The following is an 18,017-nucleotide window of genomic DNA, read 5'->3' on the forward strand; positions in this document are numbered from 1 at the left end:
CGCCGTTTTCACTTTCAGTGGCACGCGACACCAACCTCCGCAAAACTGCTGTTTGGCACGCTCCGTTTATGGGACTATTCCCGCCGTCGATATAGGCAAACCTATAATTACAGATTTATGACGGTTCAAATCGTGGCCAACCTCCTTCAGCGCAATGACTGACGAACTTTTCCCCTGCGCGCACTGCGGCGGCAACTGGGCATTTGGCTGGTCCCAACGAGTAATTGGCCGACCTTCGAAGCCAAAATTTGATTTCTCCCAAATCGGTACCGGTGCCGGTCGCGCGCTGATCATGGGCGACACGGCATCGCGCCCTCCCGAAGATCCGCCCACTGAGAACGTGTGTTGCATCGTCTGTGAAGACTGCGGGATGCAAACGCCCTGGATTCCGATAGGAGATAACAAGAACGCGGCGCTCGACAAGGCAGGAGAGATCTGGAATCAGCGGCTCAACAGGCCGGCCGCGACCGAAGGTGACGTGCTTGATTTAATCCGTAAGGAAATCACGCCTGTCGACGCGCCGTACGTCCTAGACCTCCTCGCGCGCACGACAGACGGCTGGGAGAAGCGCGGGCCGATCTTCGCAATGCTTGCGCAGAAAATCGTAGACGGCAAAATCACGATGCGCGACTTCTGGCCGATTGACCCTGTCCTGATCGACGCTGCACGGTATCGCACACTGCAGCAGCTCGCGAAGTTCGTCTATATAGATGGCGTAGCGTCCGTGCAGTTTCCCCGTATTCTGGCCACGGGCGGCGAAGAGGAACGAAGCTTCGAAGATCGCGTCGGCGCGGCCGTCGATGACCTGCCCGAGCGCAGTCGCTGGTGACTTGACTTCCTACAGGGGTCGCCATACTGGACTCAGATCTCGCCGCGCCCGGCGAGACGGCCCTCATCGGAGAATGTGATGTCCCCTTTCGAGTACCTCCGCGCCGCATACCGCCATCGTCAGGAACTCGCCCCCCAGCTCCTGACGTTACTCGCGCTCGGCGTAATCCTTACGTACCACGCGATGACCAGTCCGATTCTCGACTGGATCTTCCGCTAACCGCCTCCGGAAATCGATTCCAGCGCGAGTAGATGTAACGGTGTTACATCTACTCGGTGCTCAGCTTGAACCATCGTCCTTGATTCCAAAAGGTTTTTTCTGCACTGCCTTTCCCCGAGGTTTTGGATTACAAAAAAACCTCGGGGATAATCGGCCTCCGATCGGGTCGGACTAAACGGTCGACGCAAGGATTCTATAGAGCGCTTGTCTCGATATTCCCAAGCTGGCCGCCGCATAGCTTTTTACGCCCTTCGCATCCAGGATGGCTTGCTGCGCCTGCTCGCGCGAGACCGCGTTGACAACTTTTGCCTGCTGCGTTGCGTGCGTCGACAGATAAGCGTTCGCTTTCGTCGCCCGGCTATGGCCGGCCGCTTCGACAACTCGTTGCATCGCTTCCTTGTGAATCTCGCTATCGGCTCGCTCGCCGGTTCGCTTGATCGGTGCCGCCACTCCTGTCAGTTTCTCGTACATCTGCTGGAGGAACTGATGCCGTAGACCGTGGCTCGTGACCCCTAGGCCGCCCCTGGTTACACCATGCTTCTTGAGCACCGTATAGAAGCGATCCTTCCATTGGGTCTTGGTGTAACCGAGGGGGATTGTTGAGCCGGTATGAGGGTTAGACAGAGCCGCCGCCGCCTCCAGCACAGAGATTTTCAGCTCAATCGGCACGACGCGAGTTCGACCGCCTTTCGTGCCGCGCGTCACACTCAGCAGTCCATCATCGCGCACCGCCTCTCCTGGCCTGAGCAGAAAGCTTTCCTCCACACGTAGCCCGAACGCAGCTTGCAGCTTCAACTGAACGGCTACATTCGGATCGGTTTTGGCTATTTCCTCGATCTTCGCTACCGCATCAATGCCACTGCCTTCCCACGACTTGTCTTCGAGCGCGACGTACGAACGTACGAGGTTGTGCGTCTCGCGGTCAACATAGTCCGCCAACGTTTGGACGAGATTTGGTTTGTTGATCCAGCTCGCGAGCGCGCGGAAGTAAGTCAGCTTGTTTTCGATCGTCCCGGCACTTTGCTTCTTTCCAACCCAGAGATCGACGAGAAACTGTAGATGCTTTTGCTTCAGCGAATAGGGCGATTGCAGGGCAAAACCATTCTCGCGCAGTTCGACGAAAGACCTGCAAAGCTTCTGTATCCGATAAGCTTGCGTCTTCACCGAGAGAGGTTTCGAGGTAACGCGCGTGCGACTATGAACACGGTTGACGTTATCTTGGAAAAGTCTCTCGAGCTCCCCTTTGAAATCGGCCGGAAGTCTATAGTCGCTCAAAACCGAGCGCACGTTCACTGTAACTGACATTTTCTAACCTTGCCCGTTGGCTAATAGCTTCTGGACACTGAAGTACAAGGCTCGCCCCGTTTCGAAAGCTTCTCGCAGGTCGGGAAATGCCGCGACGTGACCGGAGATGGCACCAGCGCTCATCGACGCCGCAAATTGCCACCCCGCCATTCCCGCATGCCTGAGCGCCTGTCGCCGCGCCTTCGCATCAACGAAGCCGAACCTCAACGACAGCCTCCACAGAGACCACGCCGCATCTGCCTCAAGCGCGTGGTTCACCCAGCGGATCGGCCCGACTTTCCGGGTTGGCGATTCTATGGCAGCGCGCGACGTCGGGACGAACCGACCATAAGCTCGTGCGGAATCGAGCTCGCGGCTGAGCAGCACTTCGGAGGTACTGAAGCGGTGCGCGCGTACTACGTCACGAGTCCATTCAGCGAAGGGGCCTATCGAGCCTTCGAATCGACGCAGGAAATACGGTGCCGACGGCGCCGGTACCTCAATCCAAGCTGTAGTGATTGTCCAGTCGACCAGCGCCGCCGGCGAAACTGCTGCGAGGTCTCCTAAAGCGATGAAGTCGCCGCCCACCATCCTGCATCCAGCCTCCGCCGAGGTTCGTACCGTGAGCTCACCGGTGTCGAGGTTGCAGTTGAGAATTCTTTGAAGAAACGCCTCATTCGACGCGGCGTCGCGCTCGAACCGATATGCACGATCAATCTCAGTCGTCAATCCGTAGTGCGTCGATTCTCCGAACCTGATGCTGCGGGAAACGTCCCAAAATAGCGGCCCGATCACCGGGTGATATGACGCGACTACGACCGATCCGGTCACCAATCTCTTCAGCACAAACCCATCGTCTAGCCGTTGCTGCATCGTTGCCTCACGTTCCCATGCTCGTCGTCCGAGCGACGTGTTGACGCGCCCGGTTTGCCTTGGTGCCGCGCGGGATCCCTAGGGAGCCTATCCCCTCGTCTCGATCGCGCTGCGCACCGCGTAACCCCGCCGGGTCCTGCCTTCCTGTCCTTTAGCGATTCCATTCGATCAGCCCCGCACGTGGAAGAAACGTACATCGACTGTCCGTCTTTCTGCCTGCTGCCAGTCATCACGCTCCCGCGTGAGAACCGCCTACGACCTTGCCGCTGGCTCCTCCCCGAACCGGACCTGCCTTTGCAGGATCTCTCGACGTTGAGTCTCGCCCCGCGGCTGTCGCTGGTCGAGTTCTGAGCTACACGCTCCGCGAACCCGGCTCTGCGGCTGCTACGGCTACCGCGCCGGCCATGACGCGCTGCTGCGCGCCCGTGTGCTCTGTCTTGCGACCGCACGACCGTGGCCATCTGCTCGGCAATACCTTTTGCGCTGTTTGGTTTCCGGTTGCGCCTACCGTTCGTCTTCCGTACAGGGATGAGCTTGCCTAACGGCCCCGCTCATACCCCCACCCCAAAGCACGTTCAATCCGCCGCAGTGTGTCGGGCCTCATGCAACGTACCCAGCTTCGTATGCTGAAAGGATGCGTCCATGCTCATTGAGTCGACGTGATTTTCAGTCTCGGATTGGTGTCCGTGTCCGCTTCCCACGACGTCTCAACTTGCACATTTGGGCAAAACCGCCCGCAAACCCAATGGATATCGCGTGTCCGGCGTCCTCAACTTGGGTCGCCTTGTACTTGATTGGATTCAGAAAAAGGCCGCTTCAATTTGCGGCCTATGACAGAAGGGGATTTCGCTAGGCAAAGCGGTCCCCTCGATGATGAAACTCGGAGGTCGATGCGCCAATGGCGCGGTGGGTTAGAAGAGATTAACTGCTCAAGTGCCAGTGGCGCGTACCGAAAGCTGCGTAAATGTTGTGAGCTTTTGATGCCTTGACTTCGAGGTGATGCCGATACAGTAGGCCTGTCCGCATCGAGTCCGGGGCCATTCAGGGCCCCGCGCGGCACCTGCACGGACCGTCCAAGGCATCACCGCCTCCTAAACGCGTGTTCCTTGGTCCCCGCAGGGGCCAAGCGCGTCATTCACCGCTTCGCACGGTCCCACGAGGGGCCAAGCTCGGCACAAGGGCCGAAGGACGATCCGATGCGAACCCCCAACCGAACTCTGGAGAGAGAATCTTGAAAGCACAAGTCTTCGCCGTCGACGTCGGTTACGGCAACACGAAATTTGCATTTCGCATGCAATCCAATGTTGTGTCCCGCATGTTTCCGTCCATCGCCCCCCTCTCGGTGAGCGATGCTGTCTCAGGCTTCGGTCAAGGCGTGCTCTCCAAGCGTGACGTCGAGCCGATCGAGATCGCCGGCACTGTGTATGAGGTCGGTCCCGACGTCGACCGTTCCTCTGCTTATGGAAATGCGGGCCGCACGCTGTCCGAGGACTTTTGTACGACGCCGAATTACGCTGCGTTGCTCGGTGGGTCACTGCGCTACGCGCGCATCACCGAAGTCGATCGCCTGGTTCTTGGTCTGCCGGTCCACAGCATCGCCAAATATTCTGCTGGCTTGCGTGAGTCGTTCACCGGCGCACTGAAGTTTGGACACGGCGCGGTACAGGTCGGAAGCGTGAAGGTTGTCCCGCAGCCGCTGGGCTCGCTCGTTTCATTCTCGGAATATGGCGGTAGCCGCTTTGATCGCGACAATGCCCACCTCGTGATTGACGTCGGCTATTTCACGACCGACTGGGTTGTGGCCAACGGTTTCACTATGAACGACCGTCGCAGCGGTGGCGCGCCCGGCGGCGCATCGCAGGTATACCAGCACGTCGCATCTCTCATCGCCAAGCAGGAGGGCGAACCGGTCAGCGACATTGAGCGCATTGATGAATCGCTCCGCCTTCAGAAACCACTGCTTTTCTATCGCCAAGAAATCGACCTCAAGCCGCTTCTCGAGCAGTCTCAGGCAGTCATACTTAGCACGGTCAAGCAGATACAGAACAAAGTCGGGCGCACTGCCGACATCCGCTCCATCGTATTAACAGGCGGTGGCGCAGCGCTTTATGAGCCTGCCATCCGTGAGGCATTCCCCCGTACCCAGATCGACGTGCTTGACTCGCCCTGCTTCGCCAACGTCAAGGGCTTCTTGATCGTCGGCGAGTCCACGCTTGCTCGCGAACGCAAAGCAAACGGGGTCGCAGCGTGACAAAGAAGATGCTGATAAAGGTAACAGTGGACGAGGCGCTGTTCCCCGAGCTCTATCAGCGGCTCAATGAGTTCGAGAATCAGCGACTGCGGGCGGCAGTTGTTCGCTCGCTCGCCAGCGAACAACTGCGAAGCGCGCGGGGCCTGCGTCACCCGTGCCTAGGCAAGGAAGTTCACCATGCGACGACTAGTGAAGCGCCCCCTGCCTCGGCGCGAGATTCAGTAGCCCCCCCGCGAGGGGTGCCGGCTCCTGAAGCGATAGAACCACAACCATCGGTGAATCTATCGGAGCGGTTCAATGTCGATGCAATCGCCGATGAGTTCGCCGATTTCTAGCCACGGTCGCTGCGCCATGCCTTCGCCCTGCGCCTTTTTCCGCCGGGCTTTTAAATCGAATGGGCGGCGAAATGACCCGCGCCTTGACTTCGATGCGAAGCTGCGAAGATGAGTTATCGGCTTCACGAACAGGTGTTCACCAAGCCGAACCCAAAGGAGCAACACCATGAACTTCATCGACACTCTCGCGCGACTTGATTGGACCCGCGGCGTTCGGTTTTGGATTCTCGTCGCGGCAGCGTTCGCCGCATGGGAAGCTGCATTTCTGTTCCGCCGGGCGGTGCTCACTCGCGCCAAGAAGGGAGGTGACCATGTACGCTAAATTCATGGCGCTGCACTGGGTTGCTCGCAGGGCAATCATCGCCGCGGTGTTCTTTTCAATCACGATCGTCGACATCAAGTGCTTCCCGACCAGCACTGTCACGATATGGGTCTACGCGATATCGACGGCGGGTTGGTTTTTTGCGATCGGATTGGGCCGCCCGACCTTCGTCCTCTTCCGTTTGTTGATCAGGGTAGCGATCCTCTCCCGGTACCGATGACTCCGATGAGATCGCAATGCCCAGGCGAAAAAAAAGCCGCGCTCCTAGGAGCGCGGCTTTTCTACATGGTATTGACGATCTTCAAAAACGGCCCAATGGCTTTCATCAGGCCATCGGCCTAATTGAGCAGCGTGACACCTTGTGCGTCGGCTTGTCGACGCACGCAGTAAACCCACGCACTTTCGAACGGGAGCCCGACCTCGACGAGACGAGCATTGCAGCTCTTTTTCCTGTCGATTACGTCGTATGCCGCGGCATCCGACTTTCCGACCCGCACAGAGCCGTTTTTCACTCCCGAGGTTGCGACAATCATGTATTGGCCGATAATCATGCAAAACATGCGTGCTTCTCCAATGGAAAAGCCCGGACGGATTGCGGCCCTGGTGGGGACGAATCCCCACCGGGCGGTTTAACGAAATCAGATCAGCAGGAATTCCCTGCCGTCAATCAAACATGTCGCGACTGAAGCTCGTGCCGGACGTCCTGCCGAGTCAGCACTGGACACCCCACCGCGTGTGATGCAAACCACTCGTTGGCGAAGTCGGTCTCCCGTTTCTTCGGACGATGAATAATTGCTGTGTAGCCTTCAGCGCGGACTCTCTTGGCGAGGGTTAGCGCCGCGTCGACACCGGGAGACTTCTTGGTTCGAGGATCGACAGCATCGAAGTCCGCAAAGATATGAACCACGCGGATGCCGAGCCCCTCCGGGACCACAAAGTCAGCGAGAAGGACACGATTCAGGCAATACCAGACCGGCACACCGAACAGCATGTGCGACGCATACGCTGTTTCAAGACCCTCCGCTACGCCGATCTCGCCGTTCACCGGCTCCATCAGCCGGACTGCGCCGCCATTGAGCTTGTGAAGCGTCACGTCGTTCAGCTTGGAGGGCAAGATCTCACCATCGCCAGTAACGATCGTTGCCTTTTCAGGCTTCGAGCGTTCCAGGAACGTGCGATGCAGGGTGCCCAGTCGGCCATCCGGCAAAGTGAACCGCGCGAGGATGCCCGGCCACGTTCCGATCACCTTCTTGTCGTGCCAATACTCCAGCATTCCCATGCGCAGCGCCGGCGACGGCGGCACGTCCAGACCCGGCACTCGCGCACGAAGATAGCGAGACACCAATCCGTCGTCACCGATCCGGTTCGCGCGTTCCCACATCGAATCCAATCGATTTTGAGCCCACTTGGGATCGACCTTCCGACTTGCCCTTGGGGCGGAAGCCACGGGCGTACGTCTTGCGTGCGCGCGTGCGTCAGCAAGCGTGCCGCCCTCGAGTTCGGACATCAACTCGCGGAACGTGATCCCTGTCGACTTGCAGATCAACTCAAAGCCATCGCCGGCCTTGCGGTCACCGTTATTGCATTTCCGGCATACCCAGTCGCCGCGGCCGCGCTTGTTGTCGTACGTGAAGCGGTCGTTGCCGCCGCACATGGGACAAGGTGCACCCTTTCCATTCAGTGAGCTTGCGGGTATGCCGTACTTCTGGAGCAACGCAACCCACTGCTCCGGGGACAGATCTACGTCCTTAACATTCATATGTCACTCCTTGGACGGGACGTGGTTGAGGTCGATGCCTGAAAACAGGCGGTGAAACCGTGCTCAGCCGTCCTGGTCGCAAGCGGGCGAGCAGTGCGAACGGCTTTTTTCAGCAAGGCGGAATAGCTCGAAAGAAGGAGTCGCGGACGATGTGTCCGTGAAATGCAATCTGGAGGGTCACTCTCGCTGTTCCGGCGGTCGTGAAGACGGCGCGGAACAACGAGAGGTGAGGTAATTCAGGAGAGTCGGTGAGGCTTTACGGGATCAGATAGCGGACCATTGACGGCCCGGGTAAAACGAACGAAACGGAATATCGTCGTCCATCTCTGCAAATCCCCCGCTACCGCCAAACGAGCCGGAGGCTGCCAGCGCAGTTGGTCGAGCTCCCGGTTGCTGGGCCGCAGGACGATTCTGCTGGCGGGAGCGCGGCTGCGATTCGGAATCGCTGGCGGACTCACCGCTGTCACCGCGGCCCGGCGCTCTGCCACCGAGCATCTGCATTTGATCGGCGACGATCTCGGTCGAGTAGCGTTCCTGTCCCGACTGGTCGGTCTACTTGCGCGTGCGGATACGGCCCTCGATATACACCGACGAGCCCTTCTTCAAATACTCGTTCACGATCTCCGCGAGCCGCCCGAAGAACGACACGCGATGCCACTCCGTGAGTTCCTTCATCTCGCCGGAGGACTTGTCCTTGTAGCGATCTGTGGTTGCCAGTCGAATGTTGGCGACTGCGTCTCCACTTGGGAGGTAGCGGGTTTCGGGATCTGCGCCGAGATTCCCGACGAGGATCACCTTGTTGACCGATGCCATAGAAAAATACTCCTTCAAGATTTCTTGTTGATTGACCAAAGCCACTTGTCCCACAGCATCTGGGCGCCGGAAGCGTCAAGCTTGGGTTGGCCGCGCTCATCGACGGCCGGCACCTTCGTCTTGCCCAGGCGTTGGACTTCGACCTTGTCACCCACTCTGCAGTGAGACTCCGCGATCGCGTCCCGCAACCCCTCTCCCTGTAGGACGATGGTTTGGCCGCGATTGAAGAGGGTGAGACAGAAGGATTCGTAGGTCTTCCCGGGCCGCTTTCCGTCCGGGAATTCCTTCTCGCCCCACTCTTTCACTACGCCATAGCGTGCTCGATCAGGACGCCGCGCTGCCGTGGCTTTTTCAAGCGGCTCTACTGCACGAGCTTTAGCGTCGACAACGACCAGGTCGTTGCCTCGCGCGCGGTCCGATCGTTGGCGCTGCGGTGCGCTGCTACTCGGCGCGACCGGTGCGGGTTCGCTCTCACTGCGGTGGACGGACTTGATGGCGGTTGCGATCGCATCCGTCAGAGAGCAGCGATGCTCTTGCACAACCGCCCAATGCGGTTCCAGAGCAGGAATCAGCTTCATTCCAACCGTTGTCTCGCGCAGCTCGAAGTCGAACGCTGGATGGAACTGCACAACTGCGTCTCCCTCGTCCCGGAACAGCATCGCCTCGCCGGCGATCGTCACGTGGCGTTCGTTTGGCGCACCTTGACCGACCACGACCGGCGCACTGGCAGCTTTGCACCCGGCGAAGGGTTTTGAATTTGACGAGTTTGCGGTCTGGTCGGACGCGCGAAAGAGCGCGCCGAGGAGCCTGCCGAATGTAGAAGTCGTCATGTCGCGCTCCTACAGCAGCGTGCCGAAGCACTCGCGTCGGACGTCTTCCATGTCCCGCTTGAGCAGGGGATTGCTCATGATGACGTCCTGCAGGATCTCGGGATCGACTCCATTGATCGCGCAGACGAACTGGTACGACAGAGCGCCATCCCAGAAACCCATGACCCAGCCGAGGGTCGCTCGGTAATCTTCGACTTCGAGCTTCTTTCGGCCCCTGAGCCTCTCACTGAGCAACGCACAGCAGTCCATCAGTGACTCAGGCATGTTGTCGCCACGCCGGCTATCAGTTGCGAGACTGACCAGCGCGTCGACCATTTTGTTCATCACACCCTCGCTCCAGAACTGCGGGTCGGGGAGTGGATCGGTTTGTGGCGCGGCCGCCACGATCGGGGTTGGTCCACCGAACATGTCGAGCTGCCATGCCGCGACTTCGTCTTGCATGGGAATTCTCCGGTGAACGGGATCCCATGCCCGCAACGGGAGGGTTCCCGTTGGGGTAAAGGTGCAAAGCCGCCCATAGGGGCGGCTTTGCGATAAGGCGACGCGACTAGTCGTCGGTGCCTGTTTTAAGCGGAACAACGACAGCGGATTTCGCGTACTGGCGTTTGATCGGTGTCACTGGCTGAGCGACGCTCTGCACAGCCTGCGCGGTCACTGGAGCGGGTGGCGCCTTCGCTTCGTGAGCTTCTGGCTCGACTCTGCTTGCAGCCTTAAGCGACTTCTTGACAATCCTCAGAGCCACAAAGCCTACAAACAAAGCGGCGAAGAACGAATGGGCCGCAAACCACAGGGCGAAACACAGAGCCATCAACTTGAAAGGTGATTTGATCGCGGATTCAACCAACTGCTTCGGCATTTTTCTCTCCAGAAAAAGCAATGCACTAAGGAATGTCCGTTCCAGCAGGAACGGAGGGTTTCGATGCTCAGATGAGCAGGGAAAGCCGAAGCGCGGAGAGACGCTTTCGTCACGGCTCACAAAAACCGTAACGAAAGCAACACTCCAGCGGGAGGAAGGGATTGCGATAGCGGACGGACCAACTCGGCCCGTCTCGTAGTCGATGCGTAGGGAACGCGGGGATCAAACTGAATTTACCCGCCAACGAGAAGCTCGGTGACGCGAAAGGTCGCGAAATCAGGGTGCCTTTCGAAAGCCGCCCGAATCGCGCGTGTTTGTTGCCTTGACTTCGGATTCCAGCTGCCAAGCTAGACGAATATCAATTTGACGAGAAAAGCGATGTTCCTCGAACTCCTTGTGGCCGCGGGCGCGTTCTATTTCTATAAACACAAGCGGAAGAACGCCGGCGCGATCGAATGGCCATGGTCGAAGTCTCCCATCACGCGTGCCGACGCGGTAGGCGCGGCCGGCGAGCGGCAAGCCCAGGCCAAACTGCGGGAAACGCTCAATTGGCTGTGTGGCAACAACTACTACTTGCACGAAGGGCCGCTCATTATCGAGCACGCGCCCGGGACTGATTTCCCAACAGCGGAGGTCGACCATCTTGCGGTGACCCCCTTCGGCATTTTCGTCTTCGAAACCAAGAACTGGTCGGGGCATATCTCGCCCTCCTCGACGCCCGGCATGTTGACGCGCACCGGGCGCAACGGAAAAGCGGAAGATCGGCGCTCTCCGCTTGAGCAGAACCGCACAAAGGTTGCGTTTTTCCGTTCGCGCCTGCCACCGATGTGGCCCGTCGCTGGCGCGGGTCTGTTTCCGTCGACCGAGGCTAACCTGGCCCCCGATCTGCACTCGGATCTTGTTTCGCTCGACGACCTGCCTCAATGGTTCCGGACGCGCCGCGACGTCTTCGGCGCGAAACCAGCCGTCGACATTCCTCGCGCGGTCACGGCGGTTCGTATGTACGCGGACTCATCGACCGCGGCCGTCGCGGCGCACAAACAGCGCGTCAGGTGATCGAAAGATTTGCAAGTTTTACCGCTTATGTCGGAATTCCACGATGTGGATTGCGTAATTTTTTCATAAATTTCCCTAAATGTTTCAGGATTGCAACCGTTAAACGTTTTTCGGCCGCGCTTTCATCAGACGATTTGATGGGCGCTCAGCGCGAAAGAGGGGGTAAAAAGCGCGCCTTTCCAACGAAGCGCGTCCTTTTCGAAGGTTAGTCTCATCTCTGTAACAAACGACACCGGGGTGGTCGTCGTAATACTTCTTGGAGAGAAGAATGCAAAGTCGCAAGACATCGAATACAAGCCTGGGAGCCGTCACGAAAGAGAGCGCAACCGACTTGGTGAGCGAAGTCGTCCCATTTGATCCTTTTGACGAATTCGTCATCGGCATGCGCGATCCGAATGCCGCGACGCGCGAGAACATTGCGGTCGTCGCTCGCCAGATCTTCGGCGGCGGTGACGAAAACAAGGACTTCATTGCAAAGCTCGTCGAGAGCATGCTGGCCGTTGCCGAATCTCGCGCCAAGATCGTTGCGGAGCAAGTCATTCTCGGCGGTACCCTGACGCAAATGGTTGTTGCGACGATCAACCATCACACCCAGAAGGTCGGCGACACCTTCAATGCGCGACGCAAGGCCGTGTCGCTGGCCTTGGAATTCACGGAAAAGTCGCTGCAAATCAAGCCGTCTAGCGCTCGCTGCTATATGCGCTGCCACGCGAAATTTGGCGATGAACATGAGGCTCTCCGGGTTTTTAACCTCGGCGAACTGAACATTCTTGCGGCACACGAAGTCACCCATGAGCAGATCACCGCGATCATGGAAAAGAAGAAGACGTCTCCGGAAATGAGCCGCAAGGACGTTGACGAGATGCTGCGCGCGCTTCAACGCCAGGAAGAAGCCATCGACGATCGTGACCGTCAGCTTGAAAACGTCCAGTCGCTCCTCGAAGACAGCAAAGTCCAGCTCGATGTGAGCGAACGAGAGAGCCAGCACCTCAAGGAGGAGCTTGCCGCTAACAAGCGGCATATCGTGGAGAAAGAGAAAAGCCTTGCGGATATGCGCGAACTTCTGGTCGAGCGGACCTCTGGCTACAGCGCGATGGAGAAAGAGGTCTCGGACAAGTCAAAGCAAGTCGACGAGCTCACCGCGGAGGTGGCTGCCCTGCGCAGTGCGAAACCCATGGTCGAGACGAAGGAAGTTATCGTCGAGAAGCTGCCGGAGAGTCTCGCCAACGTGACGGCCGCCGTTACCGCCTCGCTTGCAGAGCTTGGGGAACTCGATGCCAAAAAGTCGGCCGCTGCCGACGAACTCGCGGCATTGACCGCGCAGTACGAGGCACAGAAAGCCGAGATGGAGGCCGCTACCAAGGCGCAGCGGTCGATGGACGAACTCACCGAGGCGTGGGCCGACGTCGCGGGGAAAATGGCTAAAGTCCAGGCGGCAGTCCAAGCTTCAAGGGAACCGCAAATCTACAAACCCGCGCTCGAGGCGCTATCGGGGATGCTTCGGAAATACATCGAAGAGATTGAAGCCGCGCTCAAACAATAACCTGCCGATACGGCAGTGCGGGGAGAAAGCGAAAGAAAAACCAGAATGCGTTCGCTTTCAAGAAAAACACAACAACTATTAGAAATGGCAAACGAAAACAACAAGTCGGCGGCGACCAACCATATTCTGCTCGACGACTGGCTCGCTGAAAAAATCCAACGCGCCAATTTCGCGCTCACCGACTTCATGCATATGGCGCTCGTGGGCCATCGAAGGATGGAGAACGTGTTTGGCTTGTTGCTCGCCGACATGCAGACGTTCAAGCAACAGATTGGGCCGAAGGCCACCCTGATGAACATGCCGTTCGTCGCGCTTGCACCGGTTCTTGACAACCCGCGCGACTGGCAAACGTTCGTCGACGGCGCCATCCTTTCGCCGAAGATCGAGAAGCTGACAGCCGAATTGCCCATGGTCGATCCCGCGACGAGCAGGGACATCTTCCATTACAACCGCACCTACTTGCAGTTGCTCAAGGACGTGCTCCACATGAGCATCGTCGCGGTGCCGCTGCTGGGGATTTCCACGGAGCTTGCCGACTACCTGAAGGGTTTGCCCATGGCCCGGTTGGAATCGGCCATCGGAGCAATCAAGTTTCCCCTTTTCAGGTGGCGTTTCGATGACGTCAACTTCTGGAAGGAATATGGCGCTGGCTGGCTCACCGAGGAGTCGGTCGCACATTACCTGATGCGCACCTCGCCGCTGAGCGCAGCCGCCCTTCCCTACAAACATGCATGGACCGATTTGCGGCTTGAACGCAGTGAGAAGGAAATTTTCGCTCGAATAATGATGGCCCAGGGCTGCCGCGCATCGACCGCGACCAACCTTTTCGGCCTGAACCAGACCAAGACGCGGGCGACCTACAAGGAAATTCACGGCGTGAGCTCGCCTTGCGGGAGCAATCCGACTTCGCTGACCTGGTACGTTGATCACTCAGTCCACCGCCTTCAGGCGTCGGTCTATGTCTGGCTCTACCGGAGTGCGCTTCAGAATGACGCCAACATTCCACAGGCCCTGATCGCCTCCAACGACGTCATGGCGAAGATGTTCGGGAAGAACCTTCTGATCACCGCCGATCGTGCCAATCACCTGACCCGGTCAATGGCGATCGACTCACGCCTGACGATGGCCGGTTGCAGGAGTTGTGCGACCGACTACGTGCTATCCAATGGCGAAGGAAAGATTGAGCTTGCAAAGGACTTTTGTTGCCCGGGTTGCAAGTATCAGCTGACACCTAAGAGTCAAGCCAGCAAGCGCAAATAGTCTCAACCAATAGGAGGAAGCCGGGGATGTCGCAAGATTTCGCCGTAGAAACCGGGCTCATAGTCTTCACCGGCGACGGTCGCGCGCAGTTCGGATGGCGCGATTTAACAACGGGATGGTTTCACTCTGAAGCCGACGGCCAATGCATCGCGGACGCAATCGGCGCGGTCGAGTTCGACTCCGACGTAATGCATTGACATGCAGGACTTCGCCTATCTCTTCCGGGATAGCGCCGTCGCGTGGCTGCAAGGCCGCGGTGATGCGCGCTTTCAACGATATGAAAAGTATCACCGCGCCGAACTTGCGATGGCGCCCTCCCTGCAGCCCTTCGACCTCGAAAGGTCGAACCGGCGCTACGCCGAGCGATGCAGCCATTCCCAAAGCCGCTTAGTTGCAGTGCTCGACAGCAAAGCTTTCAAACAGCTATCGATCGTTGTGGTCCTGCTTTGGGGAGGCAGCCTGCTATTACCGACGGTTGGTAAGTCACAGCCCATGGCAGCGGGCGCAGTGCTTTGCGCGTTGTTCGTCGGTCTGCGCGTCCGGAACTGGCGAGGCCGCGGGAAGCGGCGCTAGCAAACGGTTGCGCGGCGGCAACGGTTGCGTTGACCGCGACCCCTTACCCGCCCTTACAATGCCATCGCGCTGAATTATCAGAAGAATAACGTCAACGAGGACGGCGCTTTCGGGGTCCGGCTTTGCCGCCTTGACTTCGTACATCGCTCGATAAGATGAAAGTAAGCAGATTGCAGGGGCGACTGCATAACGACCAATAAAGGAAAAGAATGAAGACCAGCAGCACTTTTAGATTCACGGCACTTGCCGTCGCAGCATCGTTTGTTGTGGCCGCGTGCGGCGGCGGTGGCGGTGGCGACTCGGGTTCCTCCGCGCCCGCAGCTCCGCCGGCCGCGCCTGCGTCGAGTGGAATTCCACCGCAAACGTCGGTTCCCGCAGCGACTTATGCGGCTGGCTCGTACCAAGCGGCAGCGTTTTCGATGATCAACGACTATCGCGCCGCGATGGGCGTTGGCAAGCTCAGGCAAGACCCGATTCTCGATACTTCCGGTCAAGCTCACGCACTTTATCTCTTTTCGAATCTAAAGTCTGGCGCGATCACGACGCTCGACCACAACGAAATTGCGGGCAACGCAAACTACTACGCCGATAGCCCGCTTTTACGAGCCCAAAAGGCTGGCGCTCCGGCGACGGAGTGGATCGCCGAAGAGACCGCAGCAGGCAACGTCGCAACCACGCCCAATTCGGCCGCCGCCGATTGCGTCGGAAAACTTCTTGCGTCTGTCTACCACCTCGCGGCGATCACCGCCAATCAAGAGACCATCGGACTGGGATTTATGCCGGGCGATACAAGCTATCCGCTCTATACGTGCACTTTTGAGTACGGTACGTCGACAGGCGTCGTCGGAGCGCCCGGACCAAATTCGTTGTCGTATGCTGGCGGCCAGCAAATTCCTCTCGGGTCCGTGCTCCACTCCCCGTTCGCAAACGAGGTCGGCGTGGCGCTTCTAATGTCGCCCGAAAATATCAATCCGGCGCCGGACTTGCCCGCTCCCGGGCGTCCGATTCTCGTCCAGGTCAATTCACAGAATGCCAATACGCTGACCGTCAACAGCTACACGCTTACTGATGGTTCTGGATCTGTGGTGCCGACCCGCATTCTGGTCCCTGCGAGCGCACATGCAGGATCGGCGGCGACAACGGTCGCGGACGCAAACGGACAGCTTCCGAACGGTACCGCTTTCTTGCTCCCGCTTACTGCACTAAAGGCTAGCACCACGTACACCGTGACGTTCAGTGGCGCACGCGACGGTAGCGCTGTGTCGGCGACGTGGCAGTTCACCACCGCCGCTCAATAGGCGAAGTACTGAGCCAGCAGCAAAAAGGGGCGTCAAGAAGACGCCCCTTTTTTCATAGAGCACACAAGCGTACTAAGTACCATTGTGTCCGCAAGTTCCGTTGACGCCATCCCTGCGCAGCTTCGTTCCCGGCGCAATACTGACCGGAAAGATCTTCGTTCCAGCAGTCTGATAGTAGGAGAAGGAGCCGTCCGGATTGGTGTGGCGATACACATTTGCCCAACCTGATCCGCGGCCTGCGTTCCCTTGATTCCCGCCGACAACGCCATCGCAATCGGTGTCCACCTTCATCAGCACATCTGCCGGAGGATTCGGATCCGGCCTATCAGGCAGCCCGGTAGGAGGCGGAGGCGGGGGGTTACAAGAATAACTCCACGTGCTGCCGTTCCACGCGGGGCCCGCAGCGAAGCCGAATTGGCAGGACGGAGGCGGTGTCCGGCATTCGTAACGTACATTTCCCCTCGACCACGAATAGCCGGGCGGACACCCCGGTGCAAGTGGCACGCCAAGCGGATTCTGAATCCACACCTGTGCAACGGCTGCCTCATGCGTCAATAGTCCAGCCGCTGCCAGCACCGCCACAGCGACCGCCTTTTCCAGTTTTCTCACATTGTTTTCCTATTCGTTGCCAAAGGTACAGCCGGTATCAATTCCCGCCTGCAGTGCGAGTTGATCCGGAACGAGCGAATTTGCGCCGTCCGCGAGGACGTTGTCTATCTGAAGGACCCAACTCCCGTTGTATGCCATCGAGTAGCGCGCCCCAGCGATAGGCGGATTGTGATTCGCGTAGTCGGTGCTGATCGACTGCGGCGTGATCGAATACCAGGGCGTGCCGCCCGGGGCACACGTGGGCACCGGTACGCTCCATCCGTTGTAATAGCCGGTCACTTTTTGCACCGTGGTTACGTTGCTTATCAGCGTGCTGATCGGCACCCAGTTGCCCCACTGGTTGCAGACCCACATCTGGTTCGCACCGCGCATGGTCACGGAGTTCCACGCGCAGTTGGCCGCCGCCGTGTTGAAGTTAGCAACGGGCGCGGACATCGTATTCGCCGCAGTGATATTCCCGCTCGAATTGACGTCGCCTGCACTGAGAGGCGCCCCTGCCGAGCCTTGGTAGTTCTGTAGGTACAGCGTGCCCTTCGTGCGGATCGCGGCGTTCACATCATCGCCGTAGTAGATCGCGCCGTTTCCGACCATGAGACTGTCGCCCGCCTGCACCCGCAACGTCTTGCCCGTCATGTTGCCGACGTTCTGAATGTCCTGATTGTTCGCGTTCATCGTGCCAGTCAATGGCAAGGCGCCATCACGACGGTAGTACGGCGAATTGCCATCGGCACCGAATCCGTTGATCGCCATCACGATCCCTGCTCGATTCCCTACAGGGTTCGCCGTGCTCCATTGACCATTGATCCCGGTAATGGTCGTGGGCGCCCGATTCGTCGAGTAGCCGAACTGGCTACCACCGGTCGCCGCCAGCACGCCGGCACCGGCGATGTCCGGCGTTCCGTTCTTCAAGAGAGGCTGAGTCGGAAACAACTGCGAGGCAACGTGACAATTCCCCGCAGCCGTTGAGCAGTTATCCGGCACGATCGACAGCGCAATCTGGTAGGCGCCGCCCCAGAATGGACCGTTCTTGAACGCGATCTTGTTGTTGCTCTGCGCGCTCAGCTGGGCGAGCGTGGGCGCGGCGATCGGCGTCGCGGTGGTCTGAGAGTATCCAGCCGGGATCAGCCCTCCATAGTTGTTCGTGATATAGCTGCCAAGCGCCGCATTGATCGTCGAAAGGTTCTGCCCTTCCAGCTGCAAGAGGTTTGTGCGCTTGGCAGCGATGTCCTCCTTGATACCCTGCACCGTCAGCAAGGCCGCGCCGACCAGGACGATCAACATCTCCAGAATGCTTCCCATGTCGGCGG

At 58.7% G+C, this 18,017-nt stretch carries 20 protein-coding genes and 1 pseudogene; 12 read left to right on the forward strand and 9 right to left on the reverse strand.

Annotated elements, in window-relative coordinates; translation table 11 throughout:
* Positions 1-154 precede the first annotated feature (154 nt).
* Entirely contained in the window at positions 155-829 is a 675-nt protein-coding gene (locus BG61_RS21345) for a Lar family restriction alleviation protein (protein ID WP_035941857.1), read from the forward strand.
* Between the two features lie 78 nt (positions 830-907).
* Positions 908-1,048 (forward strand): hypothetical protein, encoded by a 141-nt coding sequence (locus tag BG61_RS42885; RefSeq protein ID WP_161783690.1) that lies wholly within the window; start codon positions 908-910, stop codon positions 1,046-1,048.
* 171 nt (positions 1,049-1,219) lie between these two features.
* Here BG61_RS42885 and BG61_RS21350 read toward each other — a convergent pair whose 3' ends face one another.
* Entirely contained in the window at positions 1,220-2,353 is a 1,134-nt protein-coding gene (locus BG61_RS21350; protein WP_035941859.1) for an integrase domain-containing protein, read from the reverse strand.
* 3 nt (positions 2,354-2,356) lie between these two features.
* Complete coding sequence (locus tag BG61_RS21355) at positions 2,357-3,205, reverse strand: hypothetical protein (protein ID WP_035941860.1); 849 nt, start codon at positions 3,203-3,205, stop codon at positions 2,357-2,359.
* A gap of 1,231 nt (positions 3,206-4,436) precedes the next feature.
* Here BG61_RS21355 and BG61_RS21360 point away from each other — a divergent pair.
* From BG61_RS21360 to BG61_RS21365, 4 genes are all read left to right on the forward strand, one after another.
* A complete protein-coding gene (locus tag BG61_RS21360) occupies positions 4,437-5,456 on the forward strand; it encodes a PRTRC system protein D (RefSeq protein WP_035941861.1) in 1,020 nt (339 codons plus the stop codon).
* Positions 5,453-5,791, forward strand: a complete 339-nt coding sequence (locus tag BG61_RS42045; RefSeq protein WP_152565229.1) for a hypothetical protein — start codon at positions 5,453-5,455, stop codon at positions 5,789-5,791. The genes BG61_RS21360 and BG61_RS42045 overlap by 4 nt, the downstream gene beginning before the upstream one ends.
* Before the next feature lie 166 nt (positions 5,792-5,957).
* Positions 5,958-6,113, forward strand: a complete 156-nt coding sequence (locus tag BG61_RS42890) for a hypothetical protein (protein WP_161783691.1) — start codon at positions 5,958-5,960, stop codon at positions 6,111-6,113.
* Positions 6,103-6,333: a hypothetical protein gene (locus BG61_RS21365; RefSeq protein WP_035941862.1), complete on the forward strand. Its 231-nt coding sequence runs from the start codon at positions 6,103-6,105 to the stop codon at positions 6,331-6,333. The genes BG61_RS42890 and BG61_RS21365 overlap by 11 nt, the downstream gene beginning before the upstream one ends.
* Positions 6,334-6,451: 118 nt before the next feature.
* On the opposite strand, the gene BG61_RS21370 is transcribed toward BG61_RS21365, so the two are convergent.
* The 6 genes and pseudogenes from BG61_RS21370 to BG61_RS21395 all read right to left on the reverse strand — a co-directional run bounded on the left by BG61_RS21370 (position 6,452) and on the right by BG61_RS21395 (position 10,371).
* Complete coding sequence (locus tag BG61_RS21370; RefSeq protein WP_035941864.1) at positions 6,452-6,673, reverse strand: hypothetical protein; 222 nt, start codon at positions 6,671-6,673, stop codon at positions 6,452-6,454.
* A 107-nt stretch (positions 6,674-6,780) separates the two neighbouring features.
* Positions 6,781-7,872, reverse strand: coding sequence for a primase-helicase zinc-binding domain-containing protein (locus tag BG61_RS21375; RefSeq protein WP_035941866.1), 1,092 nt, complete (start codon positions 7,870-7,872; stop codon positions 6,781-6,783).
* A 264-nt stretch (positions 7,873-8,136) separates the two neighbouring features.
* Positions 8,137-8,685: pseudogene (gene ssb, locus BG61_RS45000) on the reverse strand (single-stranded DNA-binding protein).
* Positions 8,686-8,699: 14 nt separating this feature from the next.
* A complete protein-coding gene (locus BG61_RS21385) occupies positions 8,700-9,515 on the reverse strand; it encodes a hypothetical protein (RefSeq protein WP_051672693.1) in 816 nt (271 codons plus the stop codon).
* Positions 9,516-9,524: 9 nt separating this feature from the next.
* Entirely contained in the window at positions 9,525-9,956 is a 432-nt protein-coding gene (locus BG61_RS21390) for a hypothetical protein (protein ID WP_035941868.1), read from the reverse strand.
* Positions 9,957-10,062: 106 nt separating this feature from the next.
* Complete coding sequence (locus BG61_RS21395; protein WP_035941870.1) at positions 10,063-10,371, reverse strand: hypothetical protein; 309 nt, start codon at positions 10,369-10,371, stop codon at positions 10,063-10,065.
* Positions 10,372-10,749: 378 nt separating this feature from the next.
* Here BG61_RS21395 and BG61_RS21400 point away from each other — a divergent pair, with 378 nt between their 5' ends.
* The 6 genes from BG61_RS21400 (at position 10,750) to BG61_RS21420 (ending at position 16,101) form a co-directional block, all read left to right on the forward strand.
* A complete protein-coding gene (locus BG61_RS21400; RefSeq protein WP_035941871.1) occupies positions 10,750-11,427 on the forward strand; it encodes a nuclease-related domain-containing protein in 678 nt (225 codons plus the stop codon).
* 268 nt (positions 11,428-11,695) lie between these two features.
* A complete protein-coding gene (locus BG61_RS21405) occupies positions 11,696-12,970 on the forward strand; it encodes a coiled-coil domain-containing protein (RefSeq protein WP_035941876.1) in 1,275 nt (424 codons plus the stop codon).
* 45 nt (positions 12,971-13,015) lie between these two features.
* A complete protein-coding gene (locus BG61_RS21410) occupies positions 13,016-14,230 on the forward strand; it encodes a FlhC family transcriptional regulator (protein ID WP_233469213.1) in 1,215 nt (404 codons plus the stop codon).
* A gap of 26 nt (positions 14,231-14,256) precedes the next feature.
* Positions 14,257-14,427: a hypothetical protein gene (locus tag BG61_RS43315; protein ID WP_169743317.1), complete on the forward strand. Its 171-nt coding sequence runs from the start codon at positions 14,257-14,259 to the stop codon at positions 14,425-14,427.
* 1 nt (position 14,428) lies between these two features.
* Positions 14,429-14,803, forward strand: a complete 375-nt coding sequence (locus BG61_RS21415) for a hypothetical protein (RefSeq protein ID WP_035941879.1) — start codon at positions 14,429-14,431, stop codon at positions 14,801-14,803.
* A 209-nt stretch (positions 14,804-15,012) separates the two neighbouring features.
* A complete protein-coding gene (locus BG61_RS21420; RefSeq protein WP_063741079.1) occupies positions 15,013-16,101 on the forward strand; it encodes a CAP domain-containing protein in 1,089 nt (362 codons plus the stop codon).
* 618 nt (positions 16,102-16,719) lie between these two features.
* Here BG61_RS21420 and BG61_RS21425 read toward each other — a convergent pair.
* The gene (locus BG61_RS21425) at positions 16,720-18,009 is read right to left on the reverse strand and encodes a hypothetical protein (protein WP_152565230.1); all 1,290 of its coding nucleotides are present in this window, start codon (positions 18,007-18,009) and stop codon (positions 16,720-16,722) included.
* Between the last annotated feature and the right edge of the window lie 8 nt (positions 18,010-18,017).

This window comes from Caballeronia glathei (assembly GCF_000698595.1).
Classification (GTDB): Bacteria; Pseudomonadota; Gammaproteobacteria; order Burkholderiales; family Burkholderiaceae; genus Caballeronia; species Caballeronia glathei.

Bases quoted from the DNA above. Each gene is read 5' to 3' on its own strand.
- BG61_RS21405 (WP_035941876.1), top strand. From the start codon at position 11,696: ATGCAAAGTCGCAAGACATCGAATACAAGCCTGGGAGCCGTCACGAAA.
- BG61_RS21365 (WP_035941862.1), top strand. From the start codon at position 6,103: ATGTACGCTAAATTCATGGCGCTGCACTGGGTTGCTCGCAGGGCAATC.
- BG61_RS21345 (WP_035941857.1), top strand. From the start codon at position 155: ATGACTGACGAACTTTTCCCCTGCGCGCACTGCGGCGGCAACTGGGCA.
- BG61_RS21425 (WP_152565230.1), bottom strand. From the start codon at position 18,009: ATGGGAAGCATTCTGGAGATGTTGATCGTCCTGGTCGGCGCGGCCTTG.
- BG61_RS21395 (WP_035941870.1), bottom strand. From the start codon at position 10,371: ATGCCGAAGCAGTTGGTTGAATCCGCGATCAAATCACCTTTCAAGTTG.
- BG61_RS21410 (WP_233469213.1), top strand. From the start codon at position 13,016: ATGCGTTCGCTTTCAAGAAAAACACAACAACTATTAGAAATGGCAAAC.
- BG61_RS21420 (WP_063741079.1), top strand. From the start codon at position 15,013: ATGAAGACCAGCAGCACTTTTAGATTCACGGCACTTGCCGTCGCAGCA.
- BG61_RS21350 (WP_035941859.1), bottom strand. From the start codon at position 2,353: ATGTCAGTTACAGTGAACGTGCGCTCGGTTTTGAGCGACTATAGACTT.
- BG61_RS42885 (WP_161783690.1), top strand. From the start codon at position 908: ATGTCCCCTTTCGAGTACCTCCGCGCCGCATACCGCCATCGTCAGGAA.
- BG61_RS21385 (WP_051672693.1), bottom strand. From the start codon at position 9,515: ATGACGACTTCTACATTCGGCAGGCTCCTCGGCGCGCTCTTTCGCGCG.
- BG61_RS21400 (WP_035941871.1), top strand. From the start codon at position 10,750: ATGTTCCTCGAACTCCTTGTGGCCGCGGGCGCGTTCTATTTCTATAAA.
- BG61_RS43315 (WP_169743317.1), top strand. From the start codon at position 14,257: ATGTCGCAAGATTTCGCCGTAGAAACCGGGCTCATAGTCTTCACCGGC.
- BG61_RS21375 (WP_035941866.1), bottom strand. From the start codon at position 7,872: ATGAATGTTAAGGACGTAGATCTGTCCCCGGAGCAGTGGGTTGCGTTG.
- BG61_RS21370 (WP_035941864.1), bottom strand. From the start codon at position 6,673: ATGTTTTGCATGATTATCGGCCAATACATGATTGTCGCAACCTCGGGA.
- BG61_RS21355 (WP_035941860.1), bottom strand. From the start codon at position 3,205: ATGCAGCAACGGCTAGACGATGGGTTTGTGCTGAAGAGATTGGTGACC.
- BG61_RS21415 (WP_035941879.1), top strand. From the start codon at position 14,429: ATGCAGGACTTCGCCTATCTCTTCCGGGATAGCGCCGTCGCGTGGCTG.
- BG61_RS42890 (WP_161783691.1), top strand. From the start codon at position 5,958: ATGAACTTCATCGACACTCTCGCGCGACTTGATTGGACCCGCGGCGTT.
- BG61_RS21390 (WP_035941868.1), bottom strand. From the start codon at position 9,956: ATGCAAGACGAAGTCGCGGCATGGCAGCTCGACATGTTCGGTGGACCA.